The sequence below is a fragment of the Sphingobium sp. YBL2 genome (genome assembly GCF_000943805.1).
Taxonomy (GTDB): Bacteria; Pseudomonadota; Alphaproteobacteria; order Sphingomonadales; family Sphingomonadaceae; genus Sphingobium; species Sphingobium fuliginis.
Window position 1 is genome coordinate 2,310,799 of the sequence record NZ_CP010954.1, and the last position, 21,588, is coordinate 2,332,386.

General features: G+C 65.7%; 18 protein-coding genes. 8 read left to right on the forward strand and 10 right to left on the reverse strand.

Annotated elements, in window-relative coordinates:
- Position 1 precedes the first annotated feature (1 nt).
- Positions 2-1,783 carry an aminopeptidase P family protein gene (locus tag TZ53_RS10510; protein ID WP_044661227.1) on the reverse strand — a complete coding sequence of 594 codons (1,782 nt, stop codon included), beginning with the start codon at positions 1,781-1,783 and terminating at the stop codon, positions 2-4.
- Between the two features lie 93 nt (positions 1,784-1,876).
- On the opposite strand from TZ53_RS10510, the gene TZ53_RS10515 reads away from it, so the two are divergent.
- Together TZ53_RS10515 and TZ53_RS10520 are read left to right on the forward strand one after the other, a co-directional pair.
- Complete coding sequence (locus TZ53_RS10515; RefSeq protein ID WP_044661228.1) at positions 1,877-3,952, forward strand: S9 family peptidase; 2,076 nt, start codon at positions 1,877-1,879, stop codon at positions 3,950-3,952.
- A gap of 106 nt (positions 3,953-4,058) precedes the next feature.
- Positions 4,059-4,457 (forward strand): acyl-CoA thioesterase, encoded by a 399-nt coding sequence (locus TZ53_RS10520; RefSeq protein WP_044661229.1) that lies wholly within the window; start codon positions 4,059-4,061, stop codon positions 4,455-4,457.
- Between the two features lie 85 nt (positions 4,458-4,542).
- Here the strand turns inward: TZ53_RS10520 and TZ53_RS10525 are convergent, their stop codons facing one another.
- The 6 genes from TZ53_RS10525 to TZ53_RS10550 form a co-directional block, all read right to left on the reverse strand.
- Positions 4,543-5,526 (reverse strand): TerC family protein, encoded by a 984-nt coding sequence (locus tag TZ53_RS10525; RefSeq protein WP_044661230.1) that lies wholly within the window; start codon positions 5,524-5,526, stop codon positions 4,543-4,545.
- 392 nt (positions 5,527-5,918) lie between these two features.
- A complete protein-coding gene (locus TZ53_RS10530; protein WP_044661231.1) occupies positions 5,919-7,790 on the reverse strand; it encodes an ABCB family ABC transporter ATP-binding protein/permease in 1,872 nt (623 codons plus the stop codon).
- Between the two features lie 74 nt (positions 7,791-7,864).
- Entirely contained in the window at positions 7,865-8,704 is an 840-nt protein-coding gene (gene dapD, locus TZ53_RS10535) for a 2,3,4,5-tetrahydropyridine-2,6-dicarboxylate N-succinyltransferase (protein WP_044661232.1), read from the reverse strand.
- Positions 8,701-9,372, reverse strand: a complete 672-nt coding sequence (locus tag TZ53_RS10540) for a pyrimidine 5'-nucleotidase (protein WP_025551838.1) — start codon at positions 9,370-9,372, stop codon at positions 8,701-8,703. Before TZ53_RS10540 ends, dapD begins: the two co-directional genes overlap by 4 nt.
- A gap of 103 nt (positions 9,373-9,475) precedes the next feature.
- Positions 9,476-10,354, reverse strand: coding sequence for an LOG family protein (locus TZ53_RS10545; RefSeq protein WP_044661233.1), 879 nt, complete (start codon positions 10,352-10,354; stop codon positions 9,476-9,478).
- A 187-nt stretch (positions 10,355-10,541) separates the two neighbouring features.
- On the reverse strand, positions 10,542-11,237 hold the full coding sequence (locus TZ53_RS10550) for an extensin family protein (RefSeq protein ID WP_044661234.1): 696 nt from the start codon (positions 11,235-11,237) through the stop codon (positions 10,542-10,544).
- A gap of 161 nt (positions 11,238-11,398) precedes the next feature.
- Between TZ53_RS10550 and TZ53_RS10555 the strand changes: the two genes are divergently transcribed.
- The 3 genes from TZ53_RS10555 to TZ53_RS10565 all read left to right on the forward strand — a co-directional run bounded on the left by TZ53_RS10555 (position 11,399) and on the right by TZ53_RS10565 (position 15,510).
- Positions 11,399-12,571: a phosphoserine transaminase gene (locus TZ53_RS10555; protein ID WP_044661235.1), complete on the forward strand. Its 1,173-nt coding sequence runs from the start codon at positions 11,399-11,401 to the stop codon at positions 12,569-12,571.
- A gap of 130 nt (positions 12,572-12,701) precedes the next feature.
- The gene (serA, locus tag TZ53_RS10560; RefSeq protein ID WP_025551844.1) at positions 12,702-14,282 is read left to right on the forward strand and encodes a phosphoglycerate dehydrogenase; all 1,581 of its coding nucleotides are present in this window, start codon (positions 12,702-12,704) and stop codon (positions 14,280-14,282) included.
- 97 nt (positions 14,283-14,379) lie between these two features.
- The gene (locus TZ53_RS10565; RefSeq protein ID WP_044661236.1) at positions 14,380-15,510 is read left to right on the forward strand and encodes an ATP phosphoribosyltransferase regulatory subunit; all 1,131 of its coding nucleotides are present in this window, start codon (positions 14,380-14,382) and stop codon (positions 15,508-15,510) included.
- Here the strand turns inward: TZ53_RS10565 and TZ53_RS10570 are convergent.
- Positions 15,504-16,307 carry an alpha/beta hydrolase gene (locus TZ53_RS10570; protein ID WP_229742739.1) on the reverse strand — a complete coding sequence of 268 codons (804 nt, stop codon included), beginning with the start codon at positions 16,305-16,307 and terminating at the stop codon, positions 15,504-15,506. The two genes, TZ53_RS10565 and TZ53_RS10570, sit on opposite strands and share 7 nt — an antisense overlap.
- A 327-nt stretch (positions 16,308-16,634) precedes the next feature.
- Here TZ53_RS10570 and TZ53_RS10575 point away from each other — a divergent pair, with 327 nt between their 5' ends.
- Both TZ53_RS10575 and TZ53_RS10580 read left to right on the forward strand, forming a co-directional pair.
- Entirely contained in the window at positions 16,635-17,924 is a 1,290-nt protein-coding gene (locus TZ53_RS10575; protein ID WP_044661237.1) for an adenylosuccinate synthase, read from the forward strand.
- Positions 17,925-18,160: 236 nt separating this feature from the next.
- Positions 18,161-18,343, forward strand: coding sequence for a hypothetical protein (locus TZ53_RS10580; protein WP_007685461.1), 183 nt, complete (start codon positions 18,161-18,163; stop codon positions 18,341-18,343).
- 88 nt (positions 18,344-18,431) lie between these two features.
- Here the strand turns inward: TZ53_RS10580 and TZ53_RS10585 are convergent, their stop codons facing one another.
- Complete coding sequence (locus TZ53_RS10585) at positions 18,432-19,763, reverse strand: dicarboxylate/amino acid:cation symporter (RefSeq protein WP_025552151.1); 1,332 nt, start codon at positions 19,761-19,763, stop codon at positions 18,432-18,434.
- Positions 19,764-19,937: 174 nt separating this feature from the next.
- A complete protein-coding gene (pdxH, locus tag TZ53_RS10590) occupies positions 19,938-20,513 on the reverse strand; it encodes a pyridoxamine 5'-phosphate oxidase (protein WP_044661238.1) in 576 nt (191 codons plus the stop codon).
- Positions 20,514-20,636: 123 nt separating this feature from the next.
- On the opposite strand from pdxH, the gene TZ53_RS10595 reads away from it, so the two are divergent.
- Positions 20,637-21,575 (forward strand): DnaJ C-terminal domain-containing protein, encoded by a 939-nt coding sequence (locus tag TZ53_RS10595; RefSeq protein WP_044661239.1) that lies wholly within the window; start codon positions 20,637-20,639, stop codon positions 21,573-21,575.
- Positions 21,576-21,588: the final 13 nt, after the last annotated feature.

A 21,588-nucleotide genomic window follows, 5' to 3' on the forward strand; every position in this document is an offset into this window, starting at 1 on the left:
ATTATAGCGGGGCGCAGGCCGCCTTCAGCCATTCGAGCGCGCCGCCCTCCAACTGCGGGCCGACGATCTCCAGCACCCGGGCGTGATAGGCATCCAGCCATGCGCGCTCCTCGTCCGTCAGCAACTCCGTCGCGATCGCGTTCCGGTCGATGGGCGCGAAGGTCAGCGTTTCGAAGCCCAGCATCTCCCGCTCCGCTCCCGGCACGTCGCGGGGTTCGACCAGCACCAGATTCTCGATGCGGATGCCATATTCGCCGGTCTTGTAATAGCCCGGCTCGTTGGAAAGGATCATCCCCGCCTGAAGCGCTTCGTCCCCGCCGCCGAAGGTCGCGATCCGCTGCGGCCCTTCGTGCACCGACAGGAAGCTGCCGACGCCATGCCCGGTGCCATGGGCATAATCCAGCCCTTCCGCCCAAAGGAACTGACGCGCCAGCACGTCGAGCTGCCCGCCCCGCGTCCCCTTGGGAAACTGCGCGCGGGCAAGGGCGACATGCCCCTTCAGCACCAGCGTGAAGCGGCGCTTCATCTCCTGCGTCGGTGTGCCGATGGCGACGGTGCGGGTCACGTCGGTCGTGCCGTCGCGATATTGCCCGCCCGAATCGACCAGATAGAAGCTGCCCGTCTCGATCGGCCGGTTCGTCTTCTCCTCCACCCTGTAATGCACCACCGCGCCATTGGGGCCCGCTCCGGAAATGGTGTCGAAGGACAGGTCCTCCAGCAGCCCGGTCTCCTTGCGGAACGTCTCCAGCTTCGCCGCCGCGCCCAGTTCGTCGACGCCGCCCTTGGGCGCCTCGGTCGCGATCCAGTGCAGGAAACGGCTGAGCGCCGCGCCGTCCCGCGCCTGCGCCGCCTTGTGCCCGGCGATCTCGACCGGGTTCTTCACCGCCTTGGGCAGCACCGCCGGATCGCGCAACGCCAGCACATGCGCGCCGCCGGCCTCCAGGCCCGTGAAGATCGCCGCCACCGCCCGTTCGGGATCGGCGGCGACCGTCTTGCCCGCAAAGCCCGCCAGCGCATCCGCGAACGCCTTGCGGTCATGCACCCGCACCGCATTGCCCAGATGCTTCACCACCGCTTCGTCGATCTTCTCCGGCGCGACATAGAGGTCCGCGGTCGCATCGGCATGGACGATGGCATAGGCGAGCGCGACCGGCGTCCGCTCCACATCCTTGCCCCGGATGTTGAAGGTCCAGGCCAGCGAATCGAGTGCGGACAGCACCGCCGCATCGGCATGCTTCGCCACCAGCCAGTCGGCCATGGCCTGCCGCTTCTCCGCCGCCGACTGCCCGGCATAGCGGTCCTCATGCACTACCAGCTTGGCGTCGCTGGGCGCGGGGCGGTCGGGCCATATGGCGTCGACCGGATTGGTGTCCACCGCCACCAGTTCCGCGCCGCGTTCGGCCAAAGCCTCGCTCGCGGCCTTCACCCAGGCGCGCGTATGCAGCCAGGGATCATAGCCGATCCGTCCGCCGACCGGCGCATGCTCGCCCAGCCACGCCGCGACGGAGGTTTGCGGCACGCTCTCATATTGCCAGTGCGCGCCATCCACCTGCTCGCGCACCTGCAAGGTATAGCGGCCGTCCACGAAGATCGCGGCCTCCTCCGGCAGCACCACCGCGCTGCCCGCAGACCCCTGGAAACCGGTCAGCCAGGCCAGCCGCTGCGCATAGGCGCCGACATATTCGCTCATATGCTCATCGGTCAGCGGCACGACAAAGCCATGCAATTCATCGCGCACCAGTTGGGCGCGCAGGGCTTTCAGCCGGTCTTCATAGCTAGACATCAAATTTCCCTTGGACTTGCCGGCCCTCTTGCGCAGGGCCTATGGCCGCCAACATAAGCAGACCAGCACAGTTTCGCCAGATCAGGACATTGAATGACCGTTCCCGCCCAAGTCCCTGCCGCCGCCCGCCGCCCGTACAGCTTCACCCGTCACGGCATCACCGTGCAGGACCCCTATGCCTGGCTGCGCGATCCCGGCTATCCGGAGGTGAAGGACAGGGACGTGCTCTCCTATCTGGAGGAGGAGAATGGCTTCTTCGAGGCCGCGATGCAGCCGCACAAGGCGCTGACCGACCGCCTGTTCGAGGAGATGAAGGGCCGCATCAAGGAAGATGACAGCTCGGTCCCGCAGAAGGACGGCGACTATATCTACTGGCGCGCGTTCGAGGTCGGCGCCCAATATCGCAAATGGTATCGCAGACCCGTGGCCGCCCGGGACGACGGCGCCGAGGATCAGCTCATCCTGGACGAACCCGCGCTGGCGGAGGGGCATGACTATTTCCGCCTGGGCGCCCTGTCGGTCAGCCCGGACGGCCGCTACCTCGCCTATGCCATCGACAATAATGGCTCCGAACGGTTCGAGGCGCGGATCAAGGACCTCTTCACCGGCGAAATCCTGCCGGAGGTGATCCCCGATACCCTATCCTCGCTGGTCTGGACGAGCGACAGCAGGGGCCTGCTCTACGGCATCGCCAATGAACAATGGCGCACCGACAATGCCCGCCTCCACTGGCTGGGCCAGCCGGTGGAAAGCGACGTCGAACTCTTCCATGAGGATGATGAGGGCTTCCGCGTCTCGGTCGGCCTCACCTCATCCGAAAAATGGATCGTGATCGCGACCGGCGACCATGTGACCAGCGAGGTCTGGCTGCTCCCCGCCGACAATCCCACCGCCCAGCCGCTGCTCGTCGCCCCACGCAAGGTGGGCCGCGAATATGAGGTGGATGAGCATGAGGGCACGCTCTACATCCGCACCAACGACACGCATCCCAATTTCCGGTTGGTGAAGGCGTCGCTGGAAAATCCCGGCGACTGGGCCGAAGTGATCGCCCCGGACGCGCATTTCTACCTGACCGACTTCACGCTGTTCAAGGGCTTCTACGTCACGGAGGGGCGGCAGGACGGCCTCGACCAGATCGAACTGCGCGACTATCCGACCCACAGCGCCAGGCGCATTCCCTTCCCGGAGGCGAGCTATTCGGCGTCGCTGGACGATAATCCCGAATATGACGTGACGAAGCTGCGCATCGGCTATGAATCGATGGTCACGCCCGACACCATCTACGACTATCACCTCGCCACCGGTGAGCTGGAAGTGCTGAAGGTGCAGGAGATTCCCTCCGGCTATGATGCGACCCGCTACGCGACCGAGCGTCTCATGATCCCGGCCCGCGACGGCACGCCGATCCCGGTGTCGATCGTCTATCCCAGGGATCTGCCCCGCGACGGCAGCGCGCCGCTGCACCTCTATGGCTATGGCGCCTATGGCATTGCGATGGAGCCGGGCTTTTCCACCAGCCGCCTGTCGCTGCTGGACCGGGGCTTCGCCTTTGCGCTCGCCCATATCCGGGGCGGCGACGACCTTGGCCAGCAATGGTATCTGGACGGGAAGCTCGACAAGCGCACCAACACCTTCACCGATTTCGTGGACGTGGCGAAGGGGCTGATCGAGCGTGGCTACACCTCGAAGGGACGGATCAGCATTTCCGGCGGATCGGCGGGCGGCGAACTGATGGGGGCAGTCATCAATTCGGACCCCGACCTGTGGGGCGCGGTGGTGGCCCATGTGCCCTTCGTGGACGTGCTCAACACCATGCTGGACGAAACGCTGCCGCTGACGCCGGGCGAATGGCCCGAATGGGGCAATCCGATCGAGGACAAGGTGGCGTTCGAGACGATCCTGTCCTACGATCCCTACAGCAATGTCAGCGCCCAGGCCTATCCGCCGCTGATGGTGACGGCGGGGCTCAACGACCCGCGCGTGACCTATTGGGAACCGGCCAAATGGGTGGCGAAGCTGCGCGCCACCAAGACGGACGGCAACATCCTGCTGCTCAAGACCAATATGGGCGCGGGCCATGGCGGCAAGTCGGGCCGCTTCGAAAGCCTCCACGAAACGGCGGAGGAATTCGCCTTCATCCTCTGGCAACTGGGCATAGACGAGGCATGAAGGCGCCCGCCTCTCCTCCGTTCGCCCTGAGCTTGTCGAAGGGGCTCTCTTTTCTCGAAGAAGGAAGGGGCTTCGGCAGGCTCAGCCCGAACGGAGGGAGAGGATAATGTCCTCCACCTACACCACCCAATTCACCGCAGGCCCGGAGCATATCGACATACTCGGCCATGTGAACAACGCTGTCTGGGTCCAGTGGATGGAGCAGGTCGCCACCGAGCATTGGACCCGCGACGCCGCGCCGGAGCATCTCGACGCCTATGTCTGGGTCGTGACCCGGCATGAGATCGACTATCGCGGCAATGTTCGGGAAGGCGAAACCGTCACCGCCCGCACGTGGATTCCCGAAGGCCCGCGTGGCGCCCGTTTCGACCGGCACATGGAATTCACCGGCCCGGACGGCAAGGTGAAGGTCGCGGCCAAGTCCACCTGGGCGATCATCGACCGTGAAACGGGCCGCATCCTCCGGGTTCCCCCCGAAGTCGCGGCTCGCTTCCTCACCTCCTGACCGCCCCTAACCCATGTCCGTCATCCCCGCGCAGGCGGGGATCCATCTCCCGGCATAAGGTCTGGACGCAAGGCCGAGGTGTCGCTTACGCCACCCGCCTTCCCTCTTCCCGCGTCTTCCACAGCGACCAGCCCACCCCCGCGCCGATCAGCGCAAAGGTCACGCCCAGGCTCAGCGCCGGAGGGAACTTCCCTTCATCCAGCAGGAAATCCGCCACGAAGATCTTCGCTCCGATGAACACCAGGATCGTGGCCAGCGCATATTTCAGATAGTGGAAGCGGTGCACCATCGCCGCCAGCGCGAAATAGAGCGCCCGCAGGCCCAATATCGCCATCACGTTCGACGTGTAGACGATGAAGGTGTCCGTCGTGATCGCGAAGATCGCGGGCACGCTGTCCACCGCGAACACCAGGTCCGCGAAATTGATCACCACCAGCGCCAGCAGCAGGGGCGTCGCCGCCGTCACCGCCCGGCCGGTCTTCGGATCGGTCATGCGCGCCAGGAAATGCTCGCCATGCAGCTCCGGCGTCACCCGCATATGGCGGGAAATGAAGCGGATCGCCGGATTGTTGCCGACGTCCATCGGCTTGTCCCCGGTGAACATCATCCTGATGCCGGTGAAGATCAGGAAGGCGGCGAACAGGTACAGCACCCAATAGGCCTGATGCAGCAGCATCGCCCCGCCCGCGATCATCAGCCCGCGCAGCACGATCACGCCGATGATGCCCCAGAGCAGCGCCCGATACTGATATTTCGCCGGAATCGCGAAAGTGGAGAAGATCAGGCTGATGACGAAGACATTGTCGATGGACAGCGCCTTCTCGATGAAGAAGCCGGTGAAATATTGCATGCCCGGCTCAGGCCCGCGGACGAACCAGACCCAGAGGCCGAATGCGCAGGCGATGCTGATGTAGAAGACGGAAAGTTTCAGGCTCTCCCTGATGCCGATTTCCTTATTCTCCTTGTGCAGGAAACCAAGGTCGAAGGCGGTCAGCGCCACGACGATGGCGAAAAAGGCGAGCCAGAACCAGGCGGGCGTCCCCAGCCAGTCCGTGACGAGAAATTCCATGGGATATGCTCCTCTCGTTCAACGACAAAGGTCGATCGGAGAAATCCGCTGCCATGAATCGGGGAGGGGGTGAGCCAGACCGCCATGCGCATCGGATAGTCCGATGCGGTCCGACATCACGCGCTGGGAAAAGCGCGCCAGAGGGGCCCGGTCCGCGAGAGGGGAGGATAAAGGGTGAGGCGGCAAAAATCAACCGGCCTGAGGTGTTCCGGCGGGTTTTGGCCAATCCAAGACCTTCCCCTCCCGCAGGCGGGAGGGGTTAGGGGTGGGTGCGAGCGTAGCGAGCTTCCAGCTTAGCCGTTGAAAATTCACGCAGATGCCGCGCCAGCCCACCCCCTAGCCCCCTCCCGCCTGCGGGAGGGGGAATGTCCTGATTCCACCCCAATCAGCCGTCACCCTCTCCCGCCAAGCCCTTCCACCACCTCGAACACATCTTCGATCTTCGGCTCGATCCCCGGCTCAACCGGCATATCGTCCCGCTCGGTCGCCTGCCGCGCCCACATCGCCGCATAAAGCCCGTCCGCCCGCACCAGATCGCCATGCCGCCCGCGCTCGACCACGCAGCCCTTCTCCATGACGATGATCTCATCGGCATCGACCACGGTGGAAAGCCGGTGCGCGACGATCAGCGTCGTGCGCTTGCGCGCAATGCTGCGCAGCACGTCCTGAATCTCCGTCTCGGTCCGGCTGTCGAGCGCGCTGGTCGCCTCGTCCAGCACCAGCACCGGCGGGTCCTTCAGCAACGTCCGCGCAATCGCCACCCGCTGCTTTTCGCCGCCGGACAGCTTCAATCCCCGCTCGCCCACCCGCGTCTCATAGCCCTGCGGCAGGCCCATGATGAAATCATGGATCGATGCAGCCTTTGCCGCCGCCTCGATCTCTTCCTGCGTCGCGCCCTCGCGCCCATAGCCGATATTATAGCCGACCGTATCGTTGAACAGCACCATGTCCTGCGGCACGATGCCGATCGCTGAACGCAGGGACTGCTGCGTCACCGCGGCAATATCCTGCCCGTCGATGCTGATCTGCCCGCCCTGTATGTCGTAGAAACGGAACAGCAGCCGCGCGATGGTGGACTTGCCCGCGCCCGAAGGCCCCACAATCGCCAATGTCTTGCCGGCGGGCACGGTGAAGCTCACCCCGTGCAATATCTCCCGCTCCGGATCATAGCCGAAATGCACATGGTCGAAGCGCACCTCGCCCGCCTCCACATGCAGCATCGGCGCGCCGGGCGCGTCGCCGATCTCCGCCTGCGTGTCGATCAGCCTGTACATCGCCTCCATGTCGATCAGCCCTTGGCGGATGGTGCGATACACCATGCCCAACAGGTCGAGCGGCCGGAAAAGCTGGCTCAGCAGCGTGTTCACCAGCACCACGTCGCCGGTCGAGAACTGCCCGTGGCTCCACCCCCAGACGGTGTAGCCCATCGCCCCCGCCATCATCAGGTTGGTGATCAGCGACTGGCCGATGTTCAGCCAGGCAAGGCTGTTTTCCGACTTCACCGCCGCGTCGGCGTACCGCCGCATCGCCTTGCCGTAACGGGTGGCTTCGCGCTCCTCCGCGCCGAAATATTTGACCGTCTCGAAATTCAGCAGGCTATCGACGGCATGGGCGACCGCATTGGTGTCCATGTCCACCATGTCGCGGCGAAGCTGGTTGCGCCATTCGGTGATGGTCCGGGTGAACCAGATATAGAGCGCCACCATGACCAGCGTCGCCGCGACCAGCCCGGCTCCGAACTTCACGAAGAAGATCACGCACACCGCCGCCAGTTCCAGCACCGTCGGCGCGATGTTGAAGAGGAGGAAATAGAGCATCGTATCGATGCTCTTGGTGCCGCGCTCGACGATCTTGGTGACGGCCCCGGTACGCCGGTCGAGATGGAAGCGCAGCGACAGCCGGTGCAGGTGGACGAACACATCGTCGGCCAGCCGCCGTCCGGCTTCCTGCCCGACCCGCTCGAAAATGGCGTTACGCAGATTGTCGAACAGCACGCTGCCGAAGCGCGCGCCCGCATAGGCGACGACCAAGGCGATGGCGAGGCCCGCGCCGGATTCCATTCCCGGCGCCATGCGGTCGATCGCGCCCTTATAGGCGAAGGGCATGGCAAGGCTGACGACCTTCGCCACCAGCACCAGCGCCATGGCGATGGCGACGCGCCGCCGCAGGGCCGGGGCGTCGGCCGGCCAGAGATAGGGAAAGAAGCGCCGCATCGTCGCCCAGACGGGCGGAAGGGGGCTATTGTCGGGCGTGGATGGCGGCATGGGGGTTATGTAATGGGGAAGCCTTCACCTCACAATAAGCCCCTCCCCTTCAGGGGAGGGGAGTGAGGCAGCCTTCAATCCCGCAGCAGCTCGTTGATCCCGGTCTTCGACCGCGTCTGCGCGTCGACCCGTTTCACGATCACCGCGCAATAAAGGCTCGGCCCCGGCGTCCCGTCGGGCAGGGGCTTGCCGGGCAGCGAGCCGGGCACGACCACCGAATAGGGCGGCACTTCGCCGATGAACACTTCGCCCGTGGCGCGGTCGATGATCTTGGTGGACATGCCGATGAACACGCCCATCGACAGCACCGAACCCTTGCCGACGCGCACGCCCTCCACGACTTCGGACCGGGCGCCGATGAAGCAGTCGTCCTCGATGATCACCGGATCGGCCTGCAACGGCTCCAGCACGCCGCCGATGCCGACGCCGCCCGACAGATGGACATTCTTGCCGATCTGCGCGCAGCTTCCCACCGTCACCCAGGTATCGACCATCGTGCCCTCATCGACGAAGGCGCCGATGTTCACGAAACTCGGCATCAGGATCACATTCCTGGCGATATGCGCGCCCGCGCGGGCGAACGACCCCGGCACCGCGCGGAAACCGGCGGCGCGGAAGGCGGCCTCGTCCCAGCCCGCGAACTTGCTCGGCACCTTGTCCCACCAATGGCCCGCGCCCGGCCCGTTGTCGATCATGACATTGTCGTTGAGGCGGAAGGACAGCAGCACCGCCTTCTTCGCCCATTGATTGACCTGCCAGCCTTCAGCGACCGGCTCCGCCACGCGCAGTTCGCCCTTGTCCAGCAGGGCAAGCGCCCTGTCCACCGCCTGACGGACCTCGCCCTGCGTCTGCAGATTGACATTGGCCCGGTCCTCCCAGGCGGCGTCGATGGTAGCGATCAGTTCGTTGCTCATGGCTGCTCCCCAAAAATATCCGCCAGAAACGGCGTCAGATGGTCGGTTTCGAAGTCGATGAAGTCGGGATGATGCTCGTGATTGCCCGCCTCGGACCCGTTATTGACCCAGATGGTGGTCATGCCGATCGCCTTGGCCGGGCGCAGGTTGCGGGCCATATCCTCGAAAAAGGCGGCGCGGCCCGGCTCCACATGGTGCATCCGGCACAGTTCGGCATAGCCCGACGGATCGGGCTTGGGCACATATTGGCAGGCATGGATGTCGTGGATCAGCTCAAATGCGCCGGTCAGGCCCAGCTTGTCGAGCACCCGCGTCGCATAGGCGCCGTCGCCATTGGTGAAGATCAGCCGCCGCCCCGGCAGCGCCGCGATATGGGCGTTCAGCGCCTCGTCCACCTCCAGCCGGTCCATGGAAATGTCGTGGACATAGTCCAGAAAGGCGTGCGGCTCGATCCCATGATGGTGCATCAGGCCGGACAGGGTGGTGCCATGCTCCAGGAAATAGCGCTTCTGCGTTTCCTTCGCGACGACCGGATCGCAGCCGAGCAGGCCCTGGATGAACTCCCCCATCTTCACGTCGATCAGCGCGAAAAGGTCCGCCTTCGCCGGGTAGAGCGTGTTGTCCAGATCGAAGATCCAGGTGTCGACATGGGCGAGATCGGCGCGCATGGCCGGGCCCTAGTCCCGTGCGGCGGGCAGGGCAAGGGCCATGGCCTACTTCCCGACAGCCAATCCCGACCACGCTCCTGCGCGCGCAGGAGCGCGACGCGCATCACCCGCAGCCCGGCGCTTCCGAATCCTGGTAAAAGCTCTGCACCGCTTTCCACGCTTCCTCGGCCGTTTCCACCCAGGTCAGCAGGTTGAGGTCCGACGGAGAGATCACGCCTTCGTCCGCCAGCGCCTCGAAATCCACCACGCGCGTCCAGAATTGGCGCCCGAACAGCAGGATCGGGATCGGTTTCATCTTGCCGGTCTGGATCAGCGTCAGCAGTTCGAACATCTCGTCGAACGTGCCGAAGCCGCCGGGGAACACCGCCAGCGCCCGCGCCCGCAGCAGGAAATGCATCTTGCGCAGCGCGAAATAGTGGAACTGGAAGCTCAGCTCCGGCGTGACGAAGCGGTTGGGCGCCTGTTCATGGGGCAGCACGATGTTCATGCCGATGGTGGCGGCGCCCACATCGTCGGCGCCGCGATTGGCCGCCTCCATGATCGAGGGGCCGCCGCCCGAGCAGACGACGAAATGGCGGCATCCCGCCTCGTTCACCGGATATTGCGCCGCGATCCGGGCCAGCTTGCGCGCCTCGTCATAATAGCGCGCCTTTTTGCCCAGATTTTCCGCGATCCGCCGCTGTTCGGGCGTGGTCGCGGCGTCGATGCGCGCCTGCGCCTGCTCCGGTTCGGGAATGCGCGCCGATCCGTAGAAGACGAAGGTCGATTCGATCTTCGCCTCGTCCATCAGCAATTGGGGTTTCAGCAATTCCAGCTGGAACCGCACCGGCCGCAAATCCTCCCGCAGCAGGAATTCGGTGTCCTGAAAGGCCAGGCGGTAGGCAGCGCTGCTGGTCTGCGGTGTTTCCACCCCCTTGCGGGCGTCGGCGGCTTCCTGACGGGCGGGGCGGAATTTGCGTTCTTCGATTTCTTTTCTGGTCATTTTCACCAAGGTAGGCGGCCAAGGCGGCAAAGCCAAGGCGGTTAAGATTAAATGCCGTTAAGTTCGGCCCGCTTCTTCCGCCCGCCCAGCGGCAAAAGCCGCCGCGTTCCCGTTTCCGCTTAGCGGCAGAAGCCGCCGCGTTCCCGTTTCCGCTTAGCGGCAGAAGCCGCCGCGTTCCCGTTTCCGCTTAGCGGCAAAAGCCGCCGCGGCCGCCCATGTCGAAGTGAAAATGGTCGTGATGGGCGGCGTTGTAATCGGGGCTCAGCACCGTGCGGAACCGCTTGCAGGCGCTGGCGTGGATGATCTCCAGAAACTGGCGGACGCGCCGGTCGCCGTTCCAGTCGTTCTGGATGGTGATGCGCCGCCCGTCGCTCAGCACGAATCCCGACACGTCGACCGCATTGCTGTGGGCATGTTCGCTCAGCTTGCCGCTGCCCGCGATCGGCCGGCAATTATAGGTGCCGAACGTCTCGATCTTCTCTACCTCCGCCCCCAGGATCAACCGGGCGGCAGGCTGCACGCCGAAGCGGGCCCAGGCCGCGAAATTGGCCGCCAGATTGCAGGTCATCGCCCCTAGATTGGTCGCGGGCACGCCGATGTCGAGCAGCTTGACGCTGCCATAGGCGCTGCACCCGCCGCCGAAATTCTGGTCTGGAAGGGGCGTGAAGAGGACGGATTGCGATTGCAGCTTCGCCATGCACTGCCGCACTTCCATGGGCGGCGGGGCGGCCGGCCGGGCGGTCTTCGCGGGCCTTGCCGGGCGTTCCACCCGGCCGCGCGGGACGAGGTCGCCGCCGCAGCCTGCCAGCGTCAGCGCGGCAGCCGCTGCGGCCGCCAGCGCCAGGCCGCGAAAAATCGCTTTCCCCCTAACCCGCTCGATCATGACGGGACCATCTACCACGTCCGGCTGGCCCAAGGGTTAACGGCATGCTCGGTTCATCGCGTCCAGACATTCAACTTGACTCTTTGGCCGGAGACTTTAGGGCGGCCAGCGGGCCACGCGGTCCCAACGCCGCGCGTGCTCTCTGTAAGGAGACGCATTACATGACTGACCTGACTGCCGTTGACGCCACCCTTGCGCCTGCTGAAAAGCCCGCCAACCGTCCGGCCAAGAAACCCGAGCGCCCCTATTTCTCTTCCGGTCCCTGCGCCAAGCCTCCGGGCTGGAGCGCCGACAAGCTGAGCGCCGACTCCCTCGGCCGCTCGCACCGCGCCAAGATCGGCAAGACCCGCCTCGCTTATTGCATCGACCTGATGCGCGAGCTGCTGAACCTGCCCGAAACCCACCGCATCGGCATCGTGCCGGGTTCCGACACCGGCGCCTTCGAAATGGCGATGTGGACGATGCTGGGCGCCCGTCCGGTGACGACGCTGGCCTGGGAAAGCTTCGGCGAGGGCTGGGTGACGGACGCCGCCAAGCAGCTCAAGCTCGATCCGACGATCATCCGCGCCGACTATGGCCAATTGCCCGACCTGAACGGTGTGAACTTCGCCCATGACGTGCTGTTCACCTGGAACGGCACCACCTCCGGCGTGCGCGTGCCGAACGCCGACTGGATTCCGGCCGACCGCGAAGGCCTGACCTTCGCCGACGCCACCAGCGCGGTCTTCGCCTATGAGATCGACTGGACCAAGATCGACGTCGCCACCTTCTCCTGGCAGAAGGTGCTGGGCGGCGAGGGCGGCCATGGCGTGCTGATCCTCGGTCCCCGCGCGGTCGAGCGCCTCGAAACCTATACCCCCGCCTGGCCGCTGCCGAAGGTGTTCCGCCTGGTCTCGAAGGGCAAGCTGGCCGAGGGCGTGTTCAAGGGCGAGACGATCAACACCCCCTCCATGCTGGCGGTCGAGGATGCGATCTTCGCGCTGGAATGGGGCAAGTCGATCGGCGGCCTCACGGGGCTGATCGCGCGCAGCAACGCCAATGCGGCGGCGCTGAACAGGATCGTCGAGGAACGCGACTGGCTTGGCCATCTCGCCACCGATCCCGCCTCCCGCTCGACCACCAGCGTCTGCCTGACCGTCGAGGGCGCCGACGAAGCCTTCATCAAGAGCTTCGCGGCCCTGCTGGAGAAGGAAGGCGCCGCCTACGACGTCGCGGGCTATCGCGACGCCCCGGCGGGCCTGCGCATCTGGTGCGGCGCGACGGTCGAGACCGCCGACATCGAAGCGCTGGGGCCTTGGCTCGACTGGGCCTACGCCACCGTCAAGGCTGCTTGATCTCTATTTGAAGCCGTCATTCCCGCGCAAGGCGGGAACCCATCTCCTGAACGTCCCGCTTGAGGCTTCTTATGGGAGATGGGTCCCCGCTTCCGCGGGGATGACGGGCATATTTCCAAAGGAAACACAGATGCCCAAGGTACTCATCAGCGACAAGATGGACCCCCGCGCCGCCGCGATCTTCCGGGAGCGCGGCGTGGAAGTCGACGAAATCACCGGTAAGACCCCGGACGAGCTGAAGGCGATCATAGGCCAATATGACGGCCTCGCCATCCGCAGCTCGACCAAGGTGACGAAGGACATTCTCGACCACGCCACCAATCTGAAGGTCATCGGCCGCGCCGGCATCGGCGTCGACAATGTCGACATCCCGGCCGCCTCGTCCAAGGGCGTGATCGTCATGAACACGCCGTTCGGCAATTCCATTACCACCGCCGAACACGCCATCGCGCTGATGTTCGCACTGGCCCGCCAGTTGCCCGAAGCCAATGCCCAGACGCAGCAGGGCCTGTGGCCGAAGAACGGCTTCATGGGCGTGGAAGTCACCGGCAAGACGCTGGGCCTGATCGGCGCGGGCAATATCGGCTCCATCGTCGCCAGCCGCGCCCTGGGCCTCAAGATGAAGGTCGTCGCCTTCGACCCCTTCCTGACCCCGGAACGCGCCGTCGAGATGGGCGTGGAGAAGGCCGATCTGGACACGCTGCTGGCGAAGGCGGACTTCATTACCCTGCACACGCCGCTGACCGACCAGACCCGCAACATCCTGAGCAAGGAAAATCTGGCCAAGACGAAGAAGGGCGTGCGCATCATCAACTGCGCGCGCGGCGGCCTGATCGACGAAGCCGCGCTCAAGGAAGCGCTGGATTCGGGCCATGTCGCTGGCGCCGCGCTCGACGTGTTCGTGACCGAGCCGGCGAAGGAATCGCCGCTGTTCGGCACGCCGAACTTCATCTGCACCCCGCATCTGGGCGCGTCGACCGACGAAGCGCAGGTCAATGTCGCGCTCCAGGTGGCGGAACAGCTCAGCGACTATCTGCTCGACGGCGGCATCACCAATGCGCTGAACGTGCCCAGCCTGTCGGCGGAGGAAGCGCCGAAGCTCAAGCCCTATATGGCGCTGGCTGAAGAACTGGGCAGCCTTGTGGGCCAGCTTGAGGGCGACCGCATCCAGAGCGTCTCGGTCGAGGTCGAGGGCCATGCCGCCGAACTCAACCAGAAGCCGATCACGGCCGCGGTGCTGGCCGGGCTGATGCGCGTCTATTCGGACACGGTGAACATGGTCAACGCGCCCTTCCTGGCGAAGGAACGCGGCCTCGACGTGCGCGAAGTGCGCCATGACCGTGAGGGCGACTATCAGACGCTGGTGCGCGTGACCGTGAAGACCGAAGGCGGCGACAAATCCGTCGCCGGCACGCTGTTCGGCAATGCGCAGGCGCGCCTGGTCGAACTGTTCGGGATCAAGGTCGAGGCGGATCTTGCGGGGCACATGCTCTACATCGTCAACCAGGACGCGCCGGGCTTCATCGGCCGCCTGGGCTCCACTCTGGGCGAGGCGAACGTCAACATCGGCACCTTCCACCTTGGCCGCCGCAACCAGGGCGGTGAAGCCGTGCTGCTGCTGTCGGTCGACGGCGTGGTCAATGAAACCGTCCTCAACGACATCTGCAAGCTGGCAGGCGTCAAGACGGTGAAGCTCCTCCGCTTCGCCTGACACCGGTTCGGGCCTGACACCGGTTCGGGCCTGGCACGGTTCGGGCCTGATATGGTTCGGGCTGGCCTTGCGCGCATAATCCGCTAAAGGCCAGCCCATGACCACGATCCCGCCCGGCCTTCTTCCCGAAGGACTTTCCGACCGCCTGCCGCCGCAGGCAGAGGCTTCCGCGCGTCTTGCGCGCCGCGTGCTCGATACCGTCGCCGCCCATGGCTATGAGCGGGTGATGCCGCCGATCGCGGAGTTCGAGGATTCGCTGGTCGGCCGCCTGAAATCGATGAAGGCGCAGGATCTTGTCCGCGCCATCGATCCCGTATCCCAGCGCAGCCTGGCGCTGCGTCCGGACATGACCGCGCAGGTGGGCCGCATCGCCGCCACCCGGCTGGCTGCCGCACCGCGTCCGCTGCGCCTGTCCTATGCCGGGCCGGTGATCCGCCTGCGCGCGAATCAGCTTCGGCCGGAACGGGAGCGCTTCCAGGTCGGCGCCGAACTCATCGGCAGCGACAGCGTCGCCGCGGCCGTGGAGATCGTGAACGTCGCCATCGAAGCGCTGCAGGCGGCGGGCGTCACCGGCATCACCATCGACTTCACCTTGCCGGACCTGATCGACACGCTGGCCGCCGGTCCGCTGCCTCTCGCCCCGGAAGAGATAGAAGCCGTCCGCGCCGAGCTGGACGCCAAGGATGCGGGCGCGCTCGCGGCGATCAGCCCGGCCGCCGCCGCCTATCTGCCGCTGATAGAGGGCACCGGCCCCTTCCACGCGGCGATGGAGCGTCTGGAAGCGCTCAACGCGGAACTGGGCGGCGCCATCGACAGCCGGATCGCCGGCCTGCGCGCCATTGCCAGGCCCATCGGCTGGGACATCACCCTGACGCTCGATCCCACCGAGCGGCATGGCTTCGAATATCAGAACTGGTTCGGCTTCTCGATCTTCGCGGACGGCTTCACCGGAGAGATCGGCCGGGGCGGCAGCTATGCGATCATCCGCGCCGACGGGTCGGAGGAACCGGCCATGGGCTTCTCCCTCTATCCCGATCCGTTGATCGATGCCGGCTTCGGCGGCCAATCCCCCAAGCGCCTGTTCCTGCCGCTGCACCATGACGCCGCGCGCGCGGCGCAGTTGCGCGCCGAAGGCTGGCAGACCATCGCCGCGCTGACAGGGGAGGAGAATGGCGAAACGCTGCGCTGCTCCCACTGGCTCGACGGCGCAGAACCCCGGCCTTACTGACCGAAGCGGCGGCTCAGATATTGGTCGACGATGGCGGTTCCGGGATAACCGGGATCGCCCATCGCCCGGTTGATCTGCATATGCCCGCGCAGGCCCCGGCCCGCCAGCGCAGTCATCTCCACCGGCGTTCCCGCCTTGCGCAGCGCCGCCGCCAGCGCCTCCGACTGCGCCGTGCCGTCCGCGCGGTCGACATGCAGGATCAGGAAGCCGGGCGCATTGGGTTGCCCGGCGCGCAATGTCGGCGACAGCGCCTTCTGCCGCGCCGGATCGGTGCCGAAGGCCTGTTCATAGGTGCCCGCCATGAAACGCCCGCCCTCCGCCATTTGCCTGCCGACATCATAGGCCGCGCCGTCCAGCAGGATCACCCCACGCACGGCATCCGGCCTCAGCCCCGCCTTGGCGAAATAGCGCATGTCCGTCCCCACCAATGCGGCCAGATGCGCACCCGCGCTATGCCCCATCAGCACGATCCGGTCCGCATCGAAGCCCAGGTCCATTGCCTTCGCTCGCAGGAAGGCCAGCGCGTCGGCCACGTCCTGCGCCTGTTGTTCCACCGTCGCGTCCGGCACCAGCCTGTAGTCGACGGAGGCGAAGGCATAGCCAAGCCCATGATAATGTTCGGCCTTGGCGGCTCCGGTGGCATTGTCCTTGCTCCCGCGTTTCCACCCGCCGCCGTGCACGAAGACGACCAGTGGCGCCTTTTGCGATTGGGCGGGCCAATAGTCCAGAACCTGCAGGCCATCCCTGCCATAGGCCATGGTCTGTCCGCCCGGCGCATTCTGCTGCCCCTCCGCCATCCGCGCCCGCCAGCGTTCGCGCAGGCCCTGCGCCTCGCTGCCCGATGCGACCAGCATCAGGGCCAGCATCGCTCCCGTCGTCAATTGCCGCATTCAGCCGCCCTTTCGCGTTCCCGAGCGGAAGCTTGCCAGACCGGCCGGCCGCGTAAAGCCATCCCGCTGTATCAAAGTGTAACCCCTTCGCCTTGACGCGCCCGCCATGCCCCGCTAACGCGCGCCCCGCACAGGACGGCCATCATCAACCGGGGCGTCCACCCTATCCCACCGGCATGCCGAGTCCCGTCGAAGGGCATGGCCGGTCCGCGCGGCGGGCGGAGGACTGTAACTGTGGCAAATGTGACCGTGATCGGCGCCCAATGGGGCGACGAAGGCAAGGGCAAGATCGTCGACTGGCTGTCGGAACGCGCCGACGTCGTCGCCCGGTTCCAGGGCGGCCACAATGCCGGCCACACGCTGGTCGTGGGCGAGAAGGTGTACAAGCTCTCCCTGCTCCCCTCCGGCATCGTGCGCGGCACGCTGTCGGTGATCGGCAATGGCGTGGTGCTGGACCCCTGGCACTTCCGCGACGAGGTCGCGAAGCTGAAGGGGCAGGGCGTGGAGATCACGCCCGACAATCTCCAGATCGCGGAAACCTGCCCGCTGATCCTGCCTTTCCACCGCGACCTGGACGGCCTGCGGGAGGATGCTTCGGGCGCGGGCAAGATCGGCACCACCCGCCGCGGCATCGGCCCGGCCTATGAGGACAAGGTCGGCCGCCGCGCCATCCGCGTCTGCGACCTCGCCCATCTGGACGATCTGGGCCCGCAACTCGACCGCCTCACCGCGCATCACGACGCGCTGCGCGCCGGGTTCAACGAAGCGCCGATCGACCGCGACGCCCTGATGGCGGAGCTGCGCGACATCGCCGGCTTCATCCTGCCCTTCGTCAAGCCCGTCTGGCTGACGCTGAACAAGGCGAAGGCGGAAGGCAGGCGCATCCTGTTCGAAGGGGCGCAGGGCACGCTGCTCGACATCGACCATGGCACCTATCCCTTCGTCACCTCGTCCAACACCGTGGCGGGCACGGCGGCGAGCGGCACCGGCCTTGGCCCATCGGGCGCGGGCTTCGTGCTGGGCATCGTCAAGGCCTATACCACCCGCGTCGGCTCCGGTCCTTTCCCGACCGAGCAGGAAAATGACGTCGGCCAGCGTCTGGGAGAGCGCGGCCATGAATTCGGCACCGTCACCGGCCGCAAGCGCCGCTGCGGCTGGTTCGACGCCGTGCTGGTGCGCCAGTCGGTCGCCGTATCGGGCGTCACCGGCATCGCCCTTACCAAGCTGGACGTGCTGGACGGTTTCGAAGAACTGAAGATCTGCGTCGGCTACAGGATCGGGGACCAGAGCTTCGACTATCTGCCCGCCCATGCGCAGGACCAGGCCAAGGCGGAACCGGTCTATGAGACGATCGAAGGCTGGCAGGACACGACGGCAGGCGCCCGGAGCTGGGCCGAACTGCCCGCGCAGGCGATCAAATATATCCGCCGGATCGAGGAATTGATCGGCTGCCCGGTCACGCTCGTCTCCACCAGCCCCGAGCGCGAGGACACCATCCTCGTCCGCGATCCCTTCGCGGATTGACGTCTTTTGCGGTTTCAGCGAGGCTGAAACCGTTCGGTTCCGGCTCGCTCCCCCACCCGGCCACCTAAGGGCAGTATCACATGGGTGGCCAGGTGGGGGAGCGGGCCGGAGCGGTCACCTAGAGCGTTTTCCAAGCAGATGGAATCATCTGCTGACTCGGAAAACGCGACAAAACAAAAACTTAGAGCAGTCGAGCCGACGCAATCGGATCGGAATCTGCTCTAGAAGGAAATCCGATGGCCGGCGACCGCTTCGAGCGTCACAAGCAACCCTGGACGGCGGACGAGCTGCAAAAGCTCCACACGCTGGCGAAGAAGGGCATGGCGCTGAAAGCCATCGCCAAGGCCCTGACCCGCAGCGAGGAATCCGTGAAGGCCCGCGCCAAGCAGGATGGGCTGAACATCGCGAAGTTGCGTTAATTCAGCCAAGGACGATGCCGTGTTCCCGCAAGCGCGGGGGCACGGCACGCCTTATGGCGGCAACGGGCCCGATTCAACGCAGCGCGCCCTAGCCCTTTTCCTCTTCCTCCACCATGTCGGGCGCCAGTTCCAGCCCGGCTCGGCCGTGCGCGGCGGTATGCGCCGGCGCCTTGGGGTGGGGCACATATTCGGGTTCCTCGACCTCCAGCATGCCTTCCCATTTGGTGATGACGGATGTGGCGATGGCATTGCCCAGCACGTTGGTCGCGGTGCGGCCCATGTCCATGAAATGGTCGACGGCCAGGATGAAGGCCACGCCCTCCACCGGCAGGTCGAACTGCCCCAGCGTCGCCGCGACCACCACCAGCGATGCGCGGGGCACGGCGGCGATGCCCTTGCTGGTCACCATCAGCACCAGCAATATGGTGATCTGCGTGGCGATCGGCAGGTCGATGCCATAGGCCTGGGCGATGAAGATCGTCGCGAAGGTCGAATACATCATCGACCCGTCCAGATTGAAGCTGTAGCCCAGCGGCAGCACGAAGCTGTAGATGCGGCGCGGCACGCCGAAGCGGTCGAGCTGCTCCAGCATCTTGGGATAGGCGGCCTCCGACGAGGCGGTGGAGAAGGCGATCAATATCGGCTCGCGCACATAGCGGATCAGCTTCACCATCCGCTTCCCCAGGAAGATCGATCCCGCCGCGAACAGCAGCAGCCAGAGCGCGATCAGCGACAGGTAGAATTCGCCCACCAGTTCGCCGAAGGTCTTGAGCACGCCCAGCCCCTCGGTCGTCACCACCGACGCCAGCGCGCCGAACACGGCGAAGGGGGCGACGCGCATGACATAGCCGGTCACCTGCAGCATCAGTTCCACCATCGCCTCGATCACGGTGACGACCGGCTTGCCCTTCTCACCGATGGCGGTCAGCGCGATGCCCACGAACAGGGAGAAGACGACGATCTGCAGGATCGAATTTTCCGCCATCGCCCCGACCATGGAGGTCGGAAAGACATGCAGGATGAAGTCGCGGAAGTTGAGCGCCTCCGTATTCACGCCCGAATCCGCGCCCGACCGGACGAGGTTCAATCCCTCGCCCGGCGCGAAGAAATTGACGAAGATGAGGCCGAGCGTCAGCGAGATCAGGCTGGCGATGATGAACCAGGCGAGCGCGCGCCCGCCGATCCGCCCCAGCGCGGCGCTGTCGCCCATATGCGCGATGCCCGCCACCAGCGTGGAGAAGACCAGGGGCGCGATGATCATCTTGATCAGATGCAGGAAGATGTCCGCCAGCAGGTGGTAATAGCCCGCCACATCCTTCGCCAGCGCCTTGTCGCCACCCACCCAGATATTGGTGGCAAAGCCCACGATCACCCCCAGAACCATGCCCGTCAGGATGAACGCCGTCAGTCGATTTCGCATCTCGTTCCTTTAACCGGCGCGTGGGCGCACCGCATCCATGGTCTGTCCCAAATGGTGGCTACACCTAACAGCCACCCGCAGCGCCCGCAATCGAAGGCGCGCGCCTGCCGTCATCGGGTTAGACGAATGAGGAATCATATTCCGCGCCCCGTCCGGCGCCGGAAAAGCACGGCCTCAGGGGTAGAGCAGCCCCTCGCGCCAGCCGTCGCCGGTCCGTTCGAACAGGCGGCGCTCATGCAGGCGATGTTCGCGATCCTGCCAGAATTCGATTCGTTCGGGGATGAGGCGGAAGCCCGACCAATGCGGCGGGCGCGGCACCGGCCCGCCCTCGAAGCGCAGGCTGACTTCCTCATATCGCGCCATGAACACGTCGCGCGATTCCAGCGGGCGCGACTGGTCGGATGCCCAGGCGCCCAACTGGCTGTCACGGCTGCGCGTCGCGAAATAGGCGTCGGCCGCGGCCTCCTCCACCGGGCCCACCGCCCCCTCGATCCGGACCTGCCGCCGCAGCGACTTCCAGTGGAACAGCAGCGCCGCAAGGGGATTGGCGTGCAGCTCCCCCGCCTTGCGCCCCTCGAAATTGGTGTAGAAGACGAAGCCGTCCGGCCCATGCCCCTTCAGCAGCACCATCCGCACCGAAGGCCGCCCGCGCGCATCGGCGGTGGCCAGCGCCATGGCGTTGCTGTCGTTGATCTCGGTTTCGCGCGCCTCGACATACCAGGCATCGAACAGGACGAAGGGATCGGTCATGCGCGGTGATGTACGCCCCTCATAAAGCCATGTCGATAAGGCTTTCCCACGCTTGAACGATCCCTCGCCTTTCGCCACATAAGGCGCAAACGGTTTTTCATGCAAAAGGATATGTTAGCGGCAATGGCTGATCCCTACTCCACCCTGGGCGTCGCGCGCAGCGCGAGCGAGGCAGAGATCAAATCGGCCTATCGGAAGCTCGCCAAGGAACTGCATCCCGACAGGAACAAGGACAATCCCAAGGCGGCGGAGAAATTCTCCGCCGTCACCAGCGCCTACGACCTGCTGTCGGACAAGGACAAGCGCGCGCGCTTCGACCGGGGCGAGATCGACGGCGAGGGCAATCCGACCGCGCCCTTCGGCTTCGGCGGCGCCGGGGCGGGCGGCTTTCGGGGCCGGCCGGGTCAGGGCGGCGGGTTCGAGTTCCAGGAAGGCGGCGCCGATTTCGGGGACATATTCGAAGGCCTGTTCGGCGGCGGCGCAGGCCGCCGTGGCGGGGCGGGCGGAGGCTTTGGCGGTTTCGGCCGTGGCGCGCCTCCGCAGAAGGGCGCGAACGTCACCTATCGCCTCGCCGTCCCGTTCGTCGACGCCGCGACCCTCGCGCCCCAGCGGATCACGCTTCAGGACGGCAAGACCATCGACCTCAAGCTCCCTGCGGGGGTCGAGACGGGCACGCAGATGCGGCTTTCCGGCAAGGGGCAGCAGGGTCCCGGCGGCGCGGGCGACGCGATCGTCACCATAGAGGTGAAGCCGCACCCCTTCTTCAACCGCGACGGCGACAATGTGCTGCTCGACCTGCCCATCACCCTGGACGAGGCGGTGCAGGGCGCGAAGGTCAAGGTGCCGACGGTCGACGGCCCGGTGATGCTGGGCGTGCCGGCGGGCGCATCCTCCGGCAAGACGCTCCGCCTGCGCGGCAGGGGCTTCACCGGCAGGAACGGCCAGCGCGGCGACCAGCTCGTCACCCTGCTGATCGACGTGCCCGCCGACGATCCGGCGATCAAGGCGCTGGTGGAAGGCTGGCGGGACAGCCGTGCCGTGCGGACCCATCTGGGCGTTTGAGGGGTTAGGGGGG